The 18,806-nt window shown below is 38.0% G+C and carries 18 protein-coding genes and 1 other annotated feature; of the genes, 4 read left to right on the plus strand and 14 right to left on the minus strand.

The window, feature by feature from the left end:
* Together LAV82_RS11415 and LAV82_RS11420 are read right to left on the minus strand one after the other, a co-directional pair.
* Complete coding sequence (locus LAV82_RS11415; protein WP_013055415.1) at positions 1-936, minus strand: ABC transporter permease; 936 nt, start codon at positions 934-936, stop codon at positions 1-3.
* A gap of 97 nt (positions 937-1,033) precedes the next feature.
* Complete coding sequence (locus tag LAV82_RS11420; protein WP_013055414.1) at positions 1,034-2,680, minus strand: peptide ABC transporter substrate-binding protein; 1,647 nt, start codon at positions 2,678-2,680, stop codon at positions 1,034-1,036.
* Between the two features lie 666 nt (positions 2,681-3,346).
* Positions 3,347-3,551, plus strand: a binding site (T-box leader).
* 76 nt (positions 3,552-3,627) lie between these two features.
* On the opposite strand from LAV82_RS11420, the gene trpS reads away from it, so the two are divergent.
* Positions 3,628-4,617 carry a tryptophan--tRNA ligase gene (gene trpS / locus LAV82_RS11425; protein ID WP_211078293.1) on the plus strand — a complete coding sequence of 330 codons (990 nt, stop codon included), beginning with the start codon at positions 3,628-3,630 and terminating at the stop codon, positions 4,615-4,617.
* 27 nt (positions 4,618-4,644) lie between these two features.
* On the opposite strand, the gene LAV82_RS11430 is transcribed toward trpS, so the two are convergent.
* The 9 genes from LAV82_RS11430 to LAV82_RS11470 form a co-directional block, all read right to left on the minus strand.
* Positions 4,645-5,394, minus strand: coding sequence for a YjbA family protein (locus LAV82_RS11430; RefSeq protein ID WP_013055412.1), 750 nt, complete (start codon positions 5,392-5,394; stop codon positions 4,645-4,647).
* Positions 5,395-5,694: 300 nt separating this feature from the next.
* On the minus strand, positions 5,695-6,609 hold the full coding sequence (gene opp4C, locus LAV82_RS11435; RefSeq protein WP_013055411.1) for an oligopeptide ABC transporter permease: 915 nt from the start codon (positions 6,607-6,609) through the stop codon (positions 5,695-5,697).
* 11 nt (positions 6,610-6,620) lie between these two features.
* The gene (opp4B, locus tag LAV82_RS11440) at positions 6,621-7,586 is read right to left on the minus strand and encodes an oligopeptide ABC transporter permease (protein ID WP_013055410.1); all 966 of its coding nucleotides are present in this window, start codon (positions 7,584-7,586) and stop codon (positions 6,621-6,623) included.
* 28 nt (positions 7,587-7,614) lie between these two features.
* On the minus strand, positions 7,615-9,354 hold the full coding sequence (gene opp4A / locus LAV82_RS11445) for an oligopeptide ABC transporter substrate-binding protein (protein ID WP_499716105.1): 1,740 nt from the start codon (positions 9,352-9,354) through the stop codon (positions 7,615-7,617).
* Positions 9,355-9,397: 43 nt separating this feature from the next.
* Positions 9,398-10,381 (minus strand): ABC transporter ATP-binding protein, encoded by a 984-nt coding sequence (locus LAV82_RS11450; protein ID WP_211078291.1) that lies wholly within the window; start codon positions 10,379-10,381, stop codon positions 9,398-9,400.
* Positions 10,381-11,403: an ABC transporter ATP-binding protein gene (locus tag LAV82_RS11455; RefSeq protein WP_013055407.1), complete on the minus strand. Its 1,023-nt coding sequence runs from the start codon at positions 11,401-11,403 to the stop codon at positions 10,381-10,383. Before LAV82_RS11455 ends, LAV82_RS11450 begins: the two co-directional genes overlap by 1 nt.
* Positions 11,404-11,629: 226 nt before the next feature.
* Positions 11,630-12,403: a DUF2268 domain-containing putative Zn-dependent protease gene (locus LAV82_RS11460; RefSeq protein ID WP_211078290.1), complete on the minus strand. Its 774-nt coding sequence runs from the start codon at positions 12,401-12,403 to the stop codon at positions 11,630-11,632.
* Positions 12,404-12,508: 105 nt separating this feature from the next.
* The gene (gene fabF, locus LAV82_RS11465) at positions 12,509-13,750 is read right to left on the minus strand and encodes a beta-ketoacyl-ACP synthase II (protein ID WP_013055405.1); all 1,242 of its coding nucleotides are present in this window, start codon (positions 13,748-13,750) and stop codon (positions 12,509-12,511) included.
* A 39-nt stretch (positions 13,751-13,789) separates the two neighbouring features.
* Positions 13,790-14,728 carry a beta-ketoacyl-ACP synthase III gene (locus tag LAV82_RS11470; RefSeq protein WP_013081747.1) on the minus strand — a complete coding sequence of 313 codons (939 nt, stop codon included), beginning with the start codon at positions 14,726-14,728 and terminating at the stop codon, positions 13,790-13,792.
* A 256-nt stretch (positions 14,729-14,984) separates the two neighbouring features.
* Between LAV82_RS11470 and LAV82_RS11475 the strand changes: the two genes are divergently transcribed.
* Positions 14,985-15,185, plus strand: a complete 201-nt coding sequence (locus tag LAV82_RS11475; protein WP_211078289.1) for a hypothetical protein — start codon at positions 14,985-14,987, stop codon at positions 15,183-15,185.
* Between the two features lie 28 nt (positions 15,186-15,213).
* Here LAV82_RS11475 and LAV82_RS11480 read toward each other — a convergent pair whose 3' ends face one another.
* The 3 genes from LAV82_RS11480 to LAV82_RS11490 all read right to left on the minus strand — a co-directional run bounded on the left by LAV82_RS11480 (position 15,214) and on the right by LAV82_RS11490 (position 17,294).
* Positions 15,214-15,408, minus strand: coding sequence for a ComZ family protein (locus tag LAV82_RS11480; RefSeq protein WP_029324748.1), 195 nt, complete (start codon positions 15,406-15,408; stop codon positions 15,214-15,216).
* 78 nt (positions 15,409-15,486) lie between these two features.
* On the minus strand, positions 15,487-16,371 hold the full coding sequence (locus tag LAV82_RS11485; RefSeq protein WP_499716106.1) for an NAD-dependent epimerase/dehydratase family protein: 885 nt from the start codon (positions 16,369-16,371) through the stop codon (positions 15,487-15,489).
* Between the two features lie 182 nt (positions 16,372-16,553).
* Entirely contained in the window at positions 16,554-17,294 is a 741-nt protein-coding gene (locus tag LAV82_RS11490) for an alpha/beta hydrolase (RefSeq protein WP_155660582.1), read from the minus strand.
* Between the two features lie 209 nt (positions 17,295-17,503).
* Between LAV82_RS11490 and LAV82_RS11495 the strand changes: the two genes are divergently transcribed.
* Together LAV82_RS11495 and LAV82_RS11500 are read left to right on the plus strand one after the other, a co-directional pair.
* A complete protein-coding gene (locus LAV82_RS11495) occupies positions 17,504-17,692 on the plus strand; it encodes a YjzD family protein (RefSeq protein WP_013055400.1) in 189 nt (62 codons plus the stop codon).
* Between the two features lie 203 nt (positions 17,693-17,895).
* Positions 17,896-18,780, plus strand: coding sequence for an NAD(P)-dependent oxidoreductase (locus LAV82_RS11500; protein WP_013055399.1), 885 nt, complete (start codon positions 17,896-17,898; stop codon positions 18,778-18,780).
* Positions 18,781-18,806: the final 26 nt, after the last annotated feature.

Raw genomic sequence — 18,806 nt, forward strand, 5'->3', positions numbered from 1 at the left:
TTACTCTCCTTTCTTAGCACCTGTAAGTTTAATTCGAGGGTCAATGAAGCCGTATGCAATATCTACAAGCAAGATACAAAAAAGTAGTAAAATACTGTAGAACACCGTTACGCCCATAATCGTTGTGTAATCTCGGTTTGAGATACTGAGTACAAAGTGTGAACCTAATCCCGGGATACCAAATATTTTTTCAATAACAAAGCTACCCGTTAAAATCCCTGCTACTAAAGGTCCCATATAGGATACGACTGGAAGCATCGCATTTCGCATGGCGTGCTTAACTGTAATAACGCCTCTGCTTAAACCTTTTGCTTTCGCTGTACGAATATAATCATTGCTTAATACTTCAAGCATACTCGAACGAGTCAATCGTGCGATAAATGCCATAGGGGTTGAAGCAAGCGCGAGAGCTGGTAACACCGTGTGTGCCCAAGATTCCCAGCGTGCAACCGGAAAAATTTGTAGTTTCATAGCCAGAACGTATTGTAATACCGCTGCCATGATAAAACTCGGAACTGAGATTCCTAGAACTGCAATAACCATCGCCGTGTAATCTTGCCACTTATTATGTTTTAAAGCAGCAATAACACCAAGTACTACACCAATAGCAATTGCTATTAAAATAGCTTCCATCCCTAGCATGAATGAAACAGGGAATCCGCCGTTAATCAAATCATTTACCGTTTGGCCTTTATATTTGAAAGATGGACCAAAATCCCACTTTAAAATTGATGTTAAATAATCAAAGTACTGATGGTACCAAGGCTGGTCTAAACCGTAATACTGATTTAGATTTTTTTGAATTTCAGGGGGAAGCTGCTTTTCTGATGTGAATGGACCTCCTGGAACAGCACGCATTAAGAAAAAGGTCGCTGTTACGATCAGCCATAATGATAGAAACATATAAATAAGTCGTTTTCCTATATATTTGAACACCCTGACACACCTCCATATTTTTACAAAATTCGCGCACAAGAAAGAAAAGTATATGGAGCACCAGGCCCCATATACCCTTTGTCACAATTGATGTTACTTACTCAAAATGAGCCCACTTAATCTGAATGTCTCCAAGTCCAGACATCACAACATCTTTCAGCTGCTTGTCTTGTACCCAAGCGTTTGTGTAGAAGTAGATTGGTGCCACTGGCATTTCATCCATGAAGATACCTTCTGCTTTTTTCAACATTTCCAGACGTTTTTTAGGATCTGTTTCTTTTTGAGAGTCAATTAATAACTTTTTATATTCTGGGTTTTCCCAGTTTGTATCATTGTTTCCGCCTTTTTTATCACGGAACAATTCTAAGAAGTTAATTGGATCGTTAAAATCTCCTAACCAGCCCATACGTCCAACTTGATAATCTCCTTGGTGTAACTTTTCAATGTAAACAGCCCACTCAGAGTTGTCTAACTGTACTTTAATGCCAAGGTTTTTCTTCCACATATCTTGAACAGCTTGTGCAATTTTTGCATGTTTTTCATCCGTGTTGTATGAAACCTTAATTGCTGGTAGTTCTGAAGCATCTTTAAGGCCCATTTCTTTCAAGCCTTTTTCTAAATATTCTTTTGCTTTTTTCACATCATTGTCTTTGAAGTAGCCTTTTTTGTTATCTTCAAACATTGTTGGTGGTACAGCCGCCATCGCTGGAACTGAACCGTCTTTTGTAATTTGTTCTGTAATACCTTTACGATCAATTGCATAAGCTAATGCTTTACGAATGTTCACATTGTCTAAAGGTTTTTGTTCTGTATTAAACTTGTACCAGTAAGTACCTGCAATCTCTTGAATGTTTAATGAACCGTCTTTCTTTAATTCAGGAAGTGCATCAGCCGGTAATTGACCAGTAGGCATACCCGCCCAGTCTAATTCACCGTTTTTGAACATTGAAAGTTCAGTGTTGTTATCATTGATCATGTACATTTCAACTTTTTTAAGTTTTACAGCATCTTTATCCCAATAGTTTTCATTAGGAACTAACTCGATTTTGTCATTATGTTTCCAAGTTTTAAGCTTGAAAGGACCGTTTGACGTATAGTTTTCGCCTGCATTTGTGTACCATTTTTCATTTGATTCAGCAATTTTCGTATTCACTGGGAAGTACGTATAGAAAGCTGTTAATTCTAAGAAATATGGCGTTGGGTTTTCTAATGTTACCTCAAGCGTTTTATCATCTGTTGCTTTAACGGCAACATCATCTAATGAACCTTTTCCTTCATTGGCAGCTTGTGCATTTTTAACATAGTATAATTGATATGCATATTGAGATTCGTTTTTAGGATCTAACGCCCATTTCCATGCATATTCGAAATCTTTTGCTGTTACAGGGTCACCATTTGACCATTTTGCATCGTCGCGAATAGTAAACGTATATTTAGTTTGATCATCGCTGACCTTCACATCTTTCGCCATTGCATTTTCAGGTTTTCCATCTTTACCGATACGAGTTAAACCCTCAAATGTTTGTAATAATACGTTTGATGACGTTGAATCATTAGCTAAGCCTGGGTTCAGTGAAAAAGGCTCAGTTTTAATGTTTACGCGAAGCTCTTGCTCTTTCTTCTTGTCGCCGCCATCACTGCTAGCATTTTCACTGCCACCAGATTCTTTGTTAAATCCACATGCAGCTAAAAACAAGCTCATTACAAGCAGCAAACTGAAAAGAATCGACAACCTTTTCTTCATTGCGTGTTACCCCCTATTAAATTTTGTTTGTGTGGCAACCATATTTTTTTGATATGTACTAATTTCTTAATCCTCTTTCAATACAAAATAATCAGTTATTTTTTTGCGTAGTAGAGCATTAAAGACCTCACTGCAAAATTATTCTTCTACCCTATGAAACTGTCATCAATTGTTTACATGCTGTAAATCCAATGTATGCGCTTAATATGTAGAAGACTCATTCATTACAAAATTCGCTAATTGAAACAAAACATTGTCTATTTTGTGTTTTCTGAAAACTTAAGAAATTGTAATACCTTTGTAAAAAATATGTTTGTTACGCCTATTATAAATATTTTAAAAATTTATTGCAATACTATTATTTAATGGTATTTTTTTGTCACGAGGGAAAAAACCTTATCTTATAAGGATTGTGCCTACTTGTCAGACGTCCAAAATCTTTTTTGTAGTATAGGTATTACAATAGTATTACAAAGCCATTAGAAATACTAAATAAAAGATTTTTACCAAATCCTCCACCAAATTTTCATTAAGAAATGCTTTAATTAAAAGGTTTTTGTCTTTTTTTGCCGCTGAAAAATTCCAGTAAATTGTCTTATAAAACTTTTTAGCGATAAGATGTTTAAATTCCTGCTTTTTCGCGTTATAATAACGAATAACTATATAATTAAAGCTGTGAAAAAGAGTAGTATGCAGAATTTTCATTTTTAGAGAGTTTGTGGCTGGTGAGAACAAACATTGAAACCTGCAGAATGGACTTTGGAGCTTTCAAGTGCAAAGCTTGAACGTTGACCTCAACGTTATATGAATAAAGATAGTTCACAATTATGTGTGCTAATTAGGGTGGCAACGCGGTCCATTCGCCCCTAGCTTATGCTAGGAGCGGATGGGCCTTTTTATGTTGTATCCGTAAATTAGCATCATATATGTGCAGATGAAAGGAAGATTTGATGAAAACAATTTTTTCAGGTATTCAACCAAGCGGTACAATCACTTTAGGTAACTACATTGGAGCGATGAAGCAATTTGTTGAACTTCAACATGACTATAACTGTCATTTTTGTATTGTAGATCAGCATGCGATTACAACGCCTCAAGATCGTTTAGCACTTCGTAAAAACATTCGCAGCCTTGCTGCTCTGTATGTAGCAGTAGGAATTGATCCAGCAAAATCGACTTTATTTATTCAATCAGAAGTGCCCGCCCACACAGAAGCGGGATGGATGCTACAGTGCGTAGCGTATATCGGTGAACTTGAACGTATGACTCAGTTTAAAGATAAGTCCGCTGGAAAAGAAGCAGTATCAGCAGGATTACTAACTTATCCTCCATTAATGGCAGCTGATATTCTTTTATACAACACCGATTTGGTTCCAGTTGGTGAAGATCAAAAGCAGCATTTAGAATTAACGCGTGATTTAGCTGAACGCTTCAACAAAAAATACAATGATATCTTCACTATTCCTGAAGTACGTATTCCAAAAGTGGGCGCACGCGTCATGTCTCTTCAAGATCCTACGAAAAAAATGAGCAAGTCCGATCCAAACCAAAAAGCTTTCATTACGCTCTTGGATGACGCAAAAACAATTGAAAAGAAAATCAAAAGTGCCGTAACGGATTCAGAAGGTATTGTTCGCTATGATAAAGAAAATAAGCCAGGTATTTCAAACTTATTAAGTATTTATTCAATCCTAGCCAATAAATCGATCGAAGACATTGAAGCAATGTACGAAGGCAAAGGTTATGGTGACTTTAAAGCTGACACAGCTAAAGTAGTAGCTGAAGCACTCGCTCCAATTCAAGAAAGATATTATGAATTAGTTGATTCTAGCGAGCTAGATAATATTTTAGATCAAGGTGCCGATAAAGCAAATGCAACGGCTAATAAAATGCTTCGCAAAATGCGAAACGCAATGGGAATTGGCCGTAAACGTTAAAAAAACGACTGCTATGCAGTCGTTTTTTTAATTAACTTTTGGCTCTTGTTCAATTTCCCAAAGTTTTTCAAAGAAAGGTTGTCCTTTTACTAAGCGCTCGCATAATAATTTATGCTTCGGTGACCACCCTGACTTCGTTTCATCGTATAGCTGATTCCATACGTCTTGAAACGACATCTCTTGAATGTCTTCGTACTTCGTTGGATTCCACTCTGTGTACCAGTAGCGGATTTGAGCTGTATTTTTTGTTGTATGTAGCTGATCAAGTGCCATAAATAACAGCTGTTTTAGCTGACGTTCTTTACGTGTTAGTCCTCTCATCGTTTCAGGAGACGGCGAAAGAATATGATGCTCTTTTTTATTCAGCTCGTCTTCACTGAACTTATATTCTAGCTCTTCTTGATCCGCAATCATCTCATAGACTAACTGTTCTTGTCTTGGAATTAAGCGGCTTTTTCGAATCGGAATATGATATCCCATCGTATCAATTGCTAAAATATTCGTTCCATCTGTAACGATAAAACAATATTCAACCTGCGTGCGTTCATGATTTTTCCGAATGTATGCTTTCTGATAGACATCTTGTAGTAGTTGTTGAGGTAGCTCGGAAAGATCATTTTCAATGTAATGAAATAAAAGCGGATTTACTTTTAATAATGGTGCTTGATCGAGCAGTTCTACACAATCGTCTTTTCTCCACTCATGGAAATGACACACATTATAACCGTTTTCTTCGCCTTCAAACCAATTAACCCATACATCATGAAGATATAGCATAATTTACCCCTCACTTACTATCTGTTTGTTATCCATCAGTATAGGCAGAGAAAGGAATTTTTATTCCAAATGATGTTATTTTTCTAAAAATCAATTGTAAAATGCCTTCGTTTTTGGCTATTATTCAAATGCACTTATTTCGAAGCTCAGATATAACGCCAGTGCTAATGATTACTAAAGGCTTCATGAGCTATATCCACCCCTATAAGCAGAAAAAAATCCGAGTTTCTTCTATAGTAATAGGTTTGTCAGGAGGTCTGACAAACCTAAAAAAATCTATCACACTTTTGTGATAGATTTTTAACGAAGAGATTTGGGATTCAAAGCATCTTTTAATCCTTCACCAATGAAGTTGATAGCTAGGATCGTAAATGTAATAGCTAAACCTGGCGGAACCCACATCCAAGGCTTATTCTGCAGCACATCTGATTCCCTTGCTTCTGTCAGCATATTCCCCCAGCTTGGCGTATCAGCCGGCACGCCAAAACCGATAAAGCTAATCGCTGACTCAAACACAATAAGGATCGCCATTTGCAAACTGGCTTGAACCACAATCGTTGAAAATACATTTGGCAGCAAATGTTTAAAGATGATTTTAAACGGGCTGCACCCAATGGAAACAGCTGAAAGCACATATTCATTTTCTTTTTCAGCCAAGATTTTGCTTCGAACCAACCGGGCCGTACTTCCCCAGCTTAGGAAACTAACAACTAGGATAAGCGTCCAAACGCCTGAGATCTTTCCAATTAGGATTGTATTTAGCACTACAACGAAAACAATTAGCGGAAAGTTTAATACAAAGTCTGTAAAACGCATTAAGAATTGATCCACTTTGCCTCCGTAATAACCCGCAATCGAACCAATAAGAGTTCCGATTAAAATAACGAGTGTTGTACAAGCAACTCCAATCAGTAACGAAGTTCTTCCTCCATACAATGTACGTGCAAATACGTCTCGCCCATTAGTATCCGTTCCAAACCAATGCTCACTAGAAGGCGCTGCATTCATCGCCATATAGTCGATACGTGTAATATCTGCTTTTGTAAGAAGCGGTGCAAAAATGGCAAGAAGCGTAATCACAATCATAAAAGCTAAACTTATCATGGCTAGTTTATTTTTAACAAACTTCTTTCGCGCAATCGCCCATGGAGAAAGGTTTTTAGGAGCTTTCATATTCACTTCTGGCTGTACATCTTTTTTCGTTACAATTTCCATACTTTCTCCTCCTAATCCAAACGAATACGCGGATCTGCTACGCCGTATAACAAATCAGCAACCAGATTCCCAACCAGTGTTAAAATTGAAAACAACATTGTAAGCGACATCATAACTGAGTAGTCACGAGTTGCTACAGAGTCAACAAACAACTTTCCGATTCCTGGATACGTAAAGATCGTTTCTGTAATGATAGAACCGCTAATGATTGTTACAAGATCAAACCCTAAAAACGTAATAAGCGGAATCATTGAGTTGCGTAAGATATGAACATTATAAATTTTAGATTCTTTTGTCCCTTTTGCTCTAGCTGTGCGTACAAAATCTTTGCGACTGTTTTCAATAATATCATTGCGCAAAAATTGGGTATACTGCGCGGTCGACATCAAGCCAAGAATCAGCGCGGGTAATATAACGTGATGAATTCTACTTTGAATAAATTCCCATGATCCCTCTTTCAATCCTACTTCAACAGAACCGCTAAATGGAAACCAACCTAACTGAAAGGAAAATAAATAAATGCCTACGATTCCTGCGATAAACGATGGAACCGCTAATGCAAAGTAATTATATCCTGCAATAAAGTTATCTGCTAAGGTATACGGTTTTCTTCCTGCATACATACCTAAAATAAATGCAAACACATACGTAATCAAAAGCGAAGTCAAAGCTAAAAAGATAGTATTAGGCATACGCTCTAAAATAATATCTAATGTCGGTAACTTATGAGTTGTTGACTTTCCTAAATCTCCTTGTGCCACTCCCTTTACCCAGTTCCAATATTGAACGTAGATAGGATCGTTATATCCTAGCTTATCACGCATTTCCTCAATGTATTTTGGATCTGTATTACTAGGGTTGATTTCTCCCCCAAAAGGGTCCCCTGGCATCATTTTTGCCAGGGAAAACACAACAAAGGAGATCAGAATCAACATTGGAATCATCCCTAAAATACGTCTTAGTGAGTATTGCAGCATCGTTGACTCTCCTTTACATGTAAAATACTTATTCCGTTACAGACCATTTCTCCGGATCTACAACTACCGTTGATGGATCTAGAGTTACGTTTTTCACACGCTTATTCACAGCATAAATATTGATATTTTCCCATAAAGGAAGTGCTGGCAGCTGCTCATTAAAGAATTTTTGCCATTTTACATATACATCTTTACGGTATTTATCATCAAATGATTTTTCACTCAAACCGTCCTTAAGCATTTCATCAGATTCCTTATTTACCCAACGGCCATAGTTCCATTCAGCTTCAGAGCTCCATAATCCTGTAGGATCTGGATCTGAACCAGTGTCCCAAGAACCAAAGAACGCTTCTAACGCCTTATCGTCGTTATCTTTCATTTCATTGTACAAGTTAAATTCAACAAGTGAACCCGTTGCTAATTTTGTTTTAATACCAATATCATTCCATGCTTGCATAATAGCCTTCGCACGACCCTCGAAGTTGGCTGGACCAGCATAGTGACCGAATGAGATCGTAAATGGTTTTCCGTTTGGATCTTCTACAAAACCGTCATTATTCTTGTCTTTATAACCAGCTTCAGCTAATAATTTTTTAGCTTTTTCAGGACTATACTTGTACTTTGTTAAATCTTTTTGGTCAGCAGCAATCCAGAATACAGACGGAATAACTGTGTTAGAAACAACCGCTTTGTCGTTCATAAATGCTTTTACCATTGCTTTTCTATCTATTGCATAAAGCAATGCTTGACGAAGTTTTAGATCTTTGAACTTTTCGTAATCATCTACGTTTTTACCAGCTTTTTGATCACGATGTCCAAATCGTAGACCAATATACGAATAACTAGTTGATTTCCCTTCCAAAAAGTCTAAGTTTTCTGTTTTTTCAACTTGCCCTAGATCAGCTGGGCGAACATCCATAATGTCGACATCGCCTTTTTTCAATGCTCCGGCGGAAACAGATGGATCCAGTACTTTTACAACAACACCATCAAGGTGAGGTTTACCTTTCCAATAATCATCATTACGTTCCATTTGGACATATTCACTTGCTACCACTTTTTTCACTTTAAACGGTCCAACACCAATAGGCTCTTTACGAACTTGTTTGGACTCTGCAAGATCTTTTACAGCAATTCCTTCATAGTACTTTTTCGGCATTGGATACGGCCACAGATTGTCTAAGTTATTTACACGAACTTCTTTAAACGTTACTTTAAATGTTTGCGGATCTACTACTTCAACTCCAGAAATAGAATCCGCTTTGCCGTCGTGATATTCTTGAGCGCCTTTAATATGCTCAACGTTTACATAGCGTGGACCTGTATAGTCTTTATCGGCAATCGTTTCATACGTATATTTAAAATCATCTGCAGTTAATGGATCTCCGTTATGCCACTTAATGCCCTTCTTTAATTTAAACGTGTAAGTTAATTTATCACCACTCACGTCCCAAGTAGCTAAGTCAGATTTAATCTTTAATTTCTTATCATAAGTAAAGAGACCTTCATTGATAAATTCTAAGATTTGGCTATCATATGCACTACCATACAATGCGTACTCAAAAAGCCCTTCCGGCGCTCCGTCAATCCCATACGTAATCGTTCCCCCATCTTTTGGTTTGTCTGTTTTTGCACCTTCAGTTTTTGTTTCTCCGCCTTCTTTATTACTAGAAGATGAAGAACTGCTTCCACCGCTGCATGCTGCTAGAAAAAGCGATAGCACAAGCAAAATGGAAACAAGTGATAAAAACGATTTCTTTTTCATCATGACGTTCCCCCTATTTAACTAATAATCTGTTCGTATGTAGCTTTTACGAGTTATATAAATGGCAAGCTACTTGATGGCCAGGTCTCACCTCCTTTAAGGCAGGTTTCGTTTGGCTGCACTCTGCCATGGCATGTATACAGCGAGGATGAAACGCACAGCCTTTTGGCGGATCAATTGGACTTGGGACATCTCCCTGTAAAATAATACGCTGTTTTTTCTTTCGCGGATCTGGTTCAGGTATAGCCGATACAAGCGCTTGCGTATAAGGGTGCAATGGCTCTGCGTATAGACTTTTCTTATCAGCAATTTCCACTAAACCGCCTAGGTACATAACACCGATACGGTCACTCATATGTTTAACAACACTCAAATCATGGGCAATAAATAAAAAGGTTAGGTCGAATTCTTGTTGAAGTTCTTTAAGAAGGTTTAAAACTTGTGATTGGACAGAAACGTCGAGTGCCGATACCGGTTCATCAGCAATAATAAGTTTTGGACGAAGTGCAAGTGCACGTGCAATTCCAATCCGCTGACGCTGTCCACCGGAAAATTCGTGAGGATATTTATAGTATGCATCTTCCGGTAACCCTACTTTTGTAAGTAGATTCATAACTTCTGATCTTAATTGATTGGTTGATTTTCCTGTAAAATTCCGAATTGGTTCAGAAATAACATCTCCAACCATTTGCATTGGATTGAGGGAAGCATAGGGATCTTGAAAAACCATTTGAAAATCTTGTCTAATTTTACGGAGAGAAGTTCCTTTTACTTCTGTGATATCTTTACCATCGAAAATAATTTTCCCGCTAGTTGGTTCCAACAGTCTTAGAATCGTTCTTCCTGCCGTGGATTTTCCACAGCCAGATTCTCCTACTAGACCGAGCGTTTCTCCTTTTCGAATAGCAAAAGAAATACCGTCAACTGCTTTTACATCACCAATTTTCTTTCGAAAAAATCCGCCGTGAATAGGATAGTAGGTTTTTAAATGCTGAACTTCTAGCAATACATCTTTCACCGCTTTAGTCATTAGCTTGTCTTCACTCCTTTTGACGGATAGCTATTTTTATACAGCAGACATGCGACATCATGCCCCTGTGAATCCTGGCGAAGAACAGGCGTAACGGAACTGCAGTCTTCCATTGCATGAGGACATCGGTTAACGAAACGACAGCCTGTCCGCGGCATGTTTACAAGAGAAGGCACAATTCCTTTGATCGTATTTAATACTTCTACATCATCTTCCATGCGTGGAATTGAGTGAAGAAGCGCTTTCGTGTACGGATGTTTTGGGGCATAAAATAACGTATCAACATCTGTATGCTCAACAATTTTTCCTCCATACATGACAATCACTTCATCACACATCTCAGCAACTACTCCTAAATCATGTGTAATCATAATAATAGACATATCATTGCTTTCTTGAATCTCTTTTAGCAATTCTAAAATTTGAGCTTGAACCGTAACATCTAGGGCTGTTGTCGGCTCATCAGCAATTAAAAGTTTAGGCTGACAAGCTACCGCCATGGCAATCATGACACGCTGCCTCATTCCTCCTGACAGCTGATGCGGATATTCATCGACGAGCTTTTCAGATCTCGAAATACCAACGCTTTTTAAAAGCGCAATGCTTTTTTCACGCGCTTCCGCTTTCGATATATTCATATGGTTAAACAATACTTCCTGCAGCTGATACCCAATGGTTAACACAGGATTAAGGGATGTCATCGGTTCTTGGAAAATCATTGAGATATCTTTCCCCCGCACATCATTCATCTCATCTTCTGATAAGTGCGTAAGATTCTTTCCTTTAAATAAAACGCTTCCGCTTCTAATTTGACTATTCACTTTAGGTAATAGCCCAATAACGGATAAAGACAATACGCTTTTTCCACAGCCAGATTCTCCTACAACTCCTACAATTCGCTTTCGTCCGACTTGAAACGACACGTCGTCCACAGCATTATGCCAGGAATCATTAATGGAAAAAGCAGTTTGTAAATTTTTCACTTCTAGTAAAGGTGTTGATTCGACGGGCTTTTTATCCATTTATAGTGCACACCTCATTTTTCTAAAAATTGTTATATTTGAATAAGATATTATTACAATTTTATTACAAAATCAATATATTTTGAAAATTAATTATATTTTTTATTTTTAAAATAATGATTTCTGAATATCTCTTCGGCACTTTAACGCATAAACCTCCTAATTTTTTGTTGAAAATAGGATAAAATTTACTATTTTTAACTTCAGGTATATAGAACTTGTTTTTTTACAGTTGGAACGCAGATTTTTTTAAGATAGTATTGGTGCTAAGAGGAAGCAGCTGGGTAGTAGTTAAAGTGTGAGGCTTCATACATGAAGTAACAAGATGATAACCAATATTGTAGCCCATCATTTCTGGATACCAATTTTGACCGAATAACAGTTGATCATATTTCTTTTCGTCAGCGTGCAGATTGTAATAAGGTTTAACATGCTTTTCCCACATTTTTTTAGCTTCTTCAATGGTATAATAATTTGTCCAAGGAGCTAAATATTTTTCACCACAATACTCCTCTACAGCTCTTTCAGCTAACCCTTCCATCATCATAGCGTCTAACAAAGTAATCGTTTCATCAGATTTATTAATGGCTTTTAGCCTGCAAACGTGATGGTATTCATGGGTAAGTACCGCTAACATTTCTTCATCGGATGTATGACTTGTCATAAACACAAATAATTTATCGGTAAAAGCGACACCTGCTCTTCCGTTAAATTCACGCTGCATTTTTCGATTTCTAGGATTGCTTGGAAGCACTAACACCGCTACATCGGGCCCATTCCATGCTTTTTTAAGCTTCTCGTAATGTGCTTTAACTTTCTTCCAAACCTGTCTTTTCTTCATTTCTTCTAGTTCTTTTATAAACATTAAAGAAGGCGGACACATTCCATAGTTAAAAAGTAATTCCATATATTCTTTTTCTTTTAATTTCTTAAAATAGCGCGCAAGATAACGGCTTATTTCTTTCGGCTCCGTCCAAGTAGAAGTTGAAACAATCGGCATGTTTTCCCCTCACTTTCTTCATCCTTTTGTTTCATGATATGTTCACTGCTACTCTTTTGGTTATTAAAAATAAAAAAATTCTAGGCATCAGCCTAGAATTTTTCATTATGCTTCGTATTTTTTAAAGATGATTGTTGCATTGTGACCGCCAAATCCAAGTGAGTTGCTTAGCACCGCTTTTACTTCCTGCTTACGCGCTTTGTTTGGAATGTAGTCTAAATCGCACTCTTCATCAGGTGTTTGATAGTTAATTGTTGGAGGAAGAATACCGTCTTGGATTGCTTTCACACTAAAAATAGCTTCTACTCCACCAGCAGCTCCTAACAAGTGGCCAGTCATTGACTTTGTTGAACTAATTGCTACTTTTTGAGCGTGGTCACCAAATACTTCTTTAATAGCCATTGTTTCAAATTTATCATTGTATCCTGTACTTGTACCGTGAGCATTGATGTAATCAATATCACTTGGCTGTAGGCCTGCATCTTCAATCGCATGACGCATTGCACGAACCCCGCCTTCTCCTCCTGGAGCTGGCGCTGTGATATGGTGAGCATCTCCTGTCGAACCATAGCCCACAATTTCAGCATAAATACGTGCGCCGCGCGCTAGTGCATGTTCAAGCTCTTCAAGCACAATAACACCCGCACCTTCTCCCATAACGAAGCCGTCGCGGTCTTTATCAAACGGACGAGATGCTGTTGCAGGATCTGGATTTGTAGAAAGTGCTTTATTCGCACAGAAACCAGCAATAGATAAACGCGTGATTGGCGCTTCCGTACCGCCCGTCACCATCACGTCTGCATCTCCGCGTTGAATTACTTTAAACGCATCACCAATAGAGTTTGTACCTGTTGCACATGCCGTTACCGTACAAGAGTTCACGCCTTTCGCCCCTAAAGCAATAGAAACTTGTCCTGTTGCCATATCAGGAATCATCATCGGAATGAAGAATGGACTTACACGGCGGGCACCTTTTTCTAATAACGTTGAATATTGGTTTTCAAACGTTTCCATACCGCCAATTCCAGAACCAATCCAAACGCCAACGTTTGGAGCAATTTCTTCTGTAATAGTCAAATCCGCATCTTTAACAGCCGCCAATGCAGCTACCATTGCATATTGAGTAAAGCGATCCATCTTACGAGCCTCTTTGCGGTCAATAAAATCTTCCACGTTAAAATCTTTTACTTCAGCCGCTACTTTAGCCGGGAATTCATCTGCATCTAGTCTTGTTAAAGGACCAACGCCAGACACGCCTGCTACTGCGTTTTTCCAAGCTGTTTCTACATCATTTCCAATTGGTGTAAGCCCACCAAGTCCTGTTACAACTACACGTTTTTTATTCATCGTACATTCATCTCCTTCAGTTGCTTTAAAAATGTAGTGTTATTTTCCCCATCTAATAGCAATAGCTCCCCATGTTAAGCCGCCTCCGAAGCCAACCATTACAATTAAATCATCATCTTGAATTTTCCCTGCTTCAAGCTCATGAACAATTGAAATTGGAATCGATGCTGCTGATGTATTGCCGTAGTATTGGATTGTTTTAGACATTTTTTCTTCAGGCAAGTCTAATCGCTGTCTTGCAGCTTCCATAATACGAATATTCGCTTGATGAGGTACAAGAAAATCAACATCCTCTTTTGTTAAACCTGCTTTTTCAATTACATTAACAGCAGATTCCCCCATTTGTCGAACAGCAAACTTAAATACTTCACGTCCGTTCATGACAATATGATCAAGCTCGTTTTGATACAAGTGCTTGCCTCCCGTACCGTCGGACCCTAGTTCAAAGGATAAAATACCTCGTCCTTCTGATACAGGTCCCATTACAACTGCACCTGCTCCGTCTCCGAATAAAACAGCCGTGTTACGGTCGTCCCAATCTGTAATCTTAGAAAGCTTTTCTACACCGACCACTAATATATGCTTGTAAGCATTGGTTTCAATAAATTGCTTAGCTGTAATCATGCCGTACATAAACCCTGCACATGCGGCACTCACATCGTAAGAAGCTGCTTTTTTTGCTCCCAATTTTTCTTGCAGCATACATGATACTGTAGGAAACGGTTGATCTGGCGTTACCGTAGCAACAATGATCATGTCAATATCTTCTGCCTCGACGTTAGCTTTATGTAAAGCTTCAACTGCTGCTTTATAAGCTAAATCAGATGTGTCCTCGTTATCGGCTGCAATTCGGCGCTCTTGAATACCTGTGCGCGTACGAATCCACTCATCTGATGTATCCATTACTTTTTCAAGATCTAAATTTGTTACAACTTTCTCTGGTACATAACGTCCAATTCCTAGAACACCAGCGTTCATATCAACCTCTCCTTTAAATAAAAGGCTTATATTCCTATAAAACCTATATCCGTCATTTCATTTATCGATTATATAATCAATTATTATGAGTTGGTACTAATTTTACTTCATTTTTTATTTTTTGTCTATATAGGTGTTCGTCCTACTCAGGTATCTATCATGCTACATATAGTAATCATACGGGACCCTCTTACTCTAGTATGGGACATTAGGTAAGAACTTACCCACCATTAAAATAGTGAAAGGAATGAGTATCATGGCAAGAAGACAAAGAAATGAAGCTTTTTCTGATTTTATGTTTGGAGCTAGGGGCAGAAAATCAAGAGAAGAAAGAGAGCGAGAGGAGTGGGAAAGATTATTTAAACAAATCGATGAAATTGTAATCGCCGTCGAAGAACTAGCTCCTCTTCTTAAGCAGTTTGCCCCTTTAGTCGATTTATTTTCCAAACAAAAATAACAGCTCGGATTCTACCGAGCTGTTTTCTTTAGTTGTTTTCATTTTCAGCTAATGCATCTTGCTTGCCAAGCTCATAGGCGTCGCTCATTACTTTTGTTAGTAATGTCAATACCGGCTGCACGTGCTCCATTGATAACTCAACGCCTGTTTCATCTAAGATCTGCTTTGCTTCTGGCAAGTACTTCATTGCAATTTGCATGAATTGCATATTTTGCTCTTCCATAGTGAAATCTCCTTTATTAAAAAACATTTATTCCTCCTTATATTAGCGAATCTATTCTATAAGTACAACTTTCTCCTTTTAATGAAGAGGTAAAAAGAATGTTCTCATATGTTTTTTTTGCAGATAAATGCCTTCTTTAGCCGTTACTCTTGAAGAAAAATGCAGCAGTTCTTTCGCTTTCCTGCTGATTTCATATTTTTCTTGAGCCGCTTCTTCCTTCACCTCCATATGAGTAATGTTTGCTCCTGCGCTCCAAGGCTGTAACTTTTCTTCAACTAAATGAACCACTTCATATGAATATGCAGCAGTTTTACAGAGTCTAAGTGCACTGACGGCATCTTCAATATAAATAATAAAATCCGTGCCTTCCATAATGTTAAAAGCTTCTTCGTACCCGGCAATATTTTTAGAATAGCACATTGACAAAGGCTGCCAAGGTCCGTAAAGAGTCGGCGTTCTGACAATTATAATGGGCCATCCATCATCTTTATATTTTTCTATTATTCGTTCAAAATGAACGTATAGCCTTCCTTCACTACTGTCCGGTTCTGGAATCGTTGTTTCTTCAATCTTTCGCTGCTGGTCTCCAAATACGCGCATGGTAGAAACAAACACAAATCGAATGTTGAATTGACGGCATTTGTTAAGTGCTTGAATGAGCACTTGCTGGGCTTTTTGCATTTCTTGTCTTAAAAAATCAGGATGATAAAAATCTCCTCCATCGAAATACGTGAAGTAGACAATATCCGTTTCTGAGGTAATCATATCTAATGACTCTCCTACTTCAGTCGATGCATAATTAGCGTTTCGCCCTAAGAAAAATTTCATCTCTTCCTGCAAATCATCTTCTTCTTTATGAGCAGAATGTATATATCCTTTTACTTCTGTACCTTCGTCTAAAAAAGCCATACATAAATGAAAACCAATAAAGCGGTTTGCCCCTATTACTACTACATTTCCCATATCGCTTCCTCCAATTCTTCATTCATCATTTATTCAACAAAAAGCTTAAAGCCCTATAGTTATAGAGAGTACTCATTCCTTATTTCAAAGAAGTTCATCTGTAAAAGCATCACGAACTCTTTTTTTCCTTTTATCTCTTATACAAAAAGCCCCTATGATATGTATAATCATAGAAGCTTTGCTTATAACACTTTTTCATGCTGTTTATAAAATTGGAGAAGGGACCGTTCAAACAAATAGTTTTTTTCCGGCAAATAAAGTGAAAGCATAATCGGAGAGTGAAGTTCTTCACGATGTAGTTCATATTTTTTACTATGTGCAATTGGATAGTGAGTAGAGGCATTAGGCGCGGTCCATATCTTCACGGGCAGCGTTGATTTTAATTCTGTAACAGAAGGGTACTCCTTAATTAGCTTTGATACTTGCTTGCGTTCCACTTTATAAGCTTGAGTCAAGTCCTTCGTGAATTGTTTATAAAAGAATTTATTGGTTTTTTCATGTTCTGCATGCGTATGAAGATCAATACATGGATTTAGTAAACCGGCTGATCGAATGAACGTATTCCCGTCATTTTCCATTAGCTGCAGCGCTAACAGAGCCCCCATTCCTTCAGCTAAAATATGAATTCGTTTATTTAAAATTTCTTGTTTCATTACTAAATGATAAAGTTGTTTTGCAAGGTGATATGCTTCAGGAGACCCCCAATGCCGGCCATATAAATTGGAATAAAATACTGTATATCCTTCATCTTGTAAACATTGCAACAGCTGTGACCTTCCGCCGTGCTGAATCCATAAGCTAGTTGAACTTTCAACAAAATGATCTTTATCACCCAATACTAACACACCGAAACCATTCGGTCGTTCAGGGACATGTACGACATTCCATTGCGTATCTAAGCTAAAAAAGCGTCGATGTATCATAGCTCTTCCTCCGTAACTTACTAGTTGTTCCATACAGTGTATGATAGAACCATCAAAAAGCGCACTAGAATAATGCCTATTTCTGACTTATTGCTCTTTTGTTTCTATATAGGAACACGCCCCTTATTTATTCATAAAAAATTCAATTTCTTATTTGACTGCTATATGCTAAAATGAAATCAAACTGTACTGTAAACGAGGTGAATAGAATGCGTGTCGTAATGGCTTTTGTTTGGGGCTTTTTACTAATGAATATGGCAGTGTACGTAATCTCTGCAATGACGGGCGGTACTTACAGTTTCGCAACCGCTTCCATCCTTGGAGTAGTTTTCACGCTAGTTGTAATTTTGATTGGAGAACTGGGTGTACCGAATAAACCAGCAAATAATCACCACTAAAAAGTGTTGGCTGTAAAGCCAGCGCTTTTTTTATCTTTTGGCATAGGCTCTTCTCAGTACTTTCTTTCCTTACCTCGTATTCAAGACACAGGACTGAGAGTACTTTTCTTGATTTGTATATAGTCGGAATCATTGATTATCCCAAACTTTAACTATATAATTTTAGAATAATCAAACTATTAACTTTAGGAGTGAATACTGCTGTGACTAAAGAAAAAATTGGTTTTATCGGAACAGGCGTTATGGGTCAAAGCATGGCCGGGCATTTAATTGACGCAGGATATGAAGTCCTTGTTTATACACGAACAAAAACTCGTGCTCAAGCATTACTTGAAAAAGGGGCCAAATGGAAAGAAACCGTTCGAGAAGTGGCCGAACAATCTGATGTTATTATCACCATGGTAGGCTACCCTCACGATGTAAAAGAGATTTATTTAGGCAAAGACGGCATTATACATAATGCAAAGAAAGGCTGCTATACAATTGATATGACGACATCGAGCCCTATACTTGCTCGTGAGATTTATCAAGCAGCAAAAGAGAAGCACATTCATGCGCTTGACGCTCCTGTTTCAGGAGGCGATATTGGGGCTCAGAAAGCAACATTAGCGATTATGGTAGGAGGCGATTCTGAAGCATTCTCTGCCGTTACGCCTATACTTGAAAAAATGGGGACAAATATCGTTCTTCAAGGAAGCGCTGGTGCTGGTCAACATACAAAAATGTGCAATCAAATCGCTATTGCCTCTAATATGATGGGTGTATGCGAAGCTATACTTTATGCTGAAAAAGCCGGATTAGATCCGAATACTGTTCTAAAAAGTATTGAAACAGGCGCAGCGGGAAGCTGGTCGTTAAGTAATTTAGCTCCTCGCATGATTAAAGGAGACTTCGAACCAGGTTTTTATATTAAACACTTCCTTAAAGATATGAAGATTGCCATTGAATCAGCTGAAGAAATGGAGCTGTATACACCAGGGCTAAAATTAGCAAAATCGCTTTATGAACAGCTCGAAAAACAAGGCGATGATAATAAAGGAACACAGGCTCTGTATACCCTTTTAAAACAGCATGCCCTAACTGTATAAAAACAGGCAGCTCATTACGAGCTGCC

The organism is Bacillus sp. ILBB4, assembly GCF_035064545.1.
Lineage (GTDB): Bacteria > Bacillota > Bacilli > Bacillales > Bacillaceae_H > Priestia.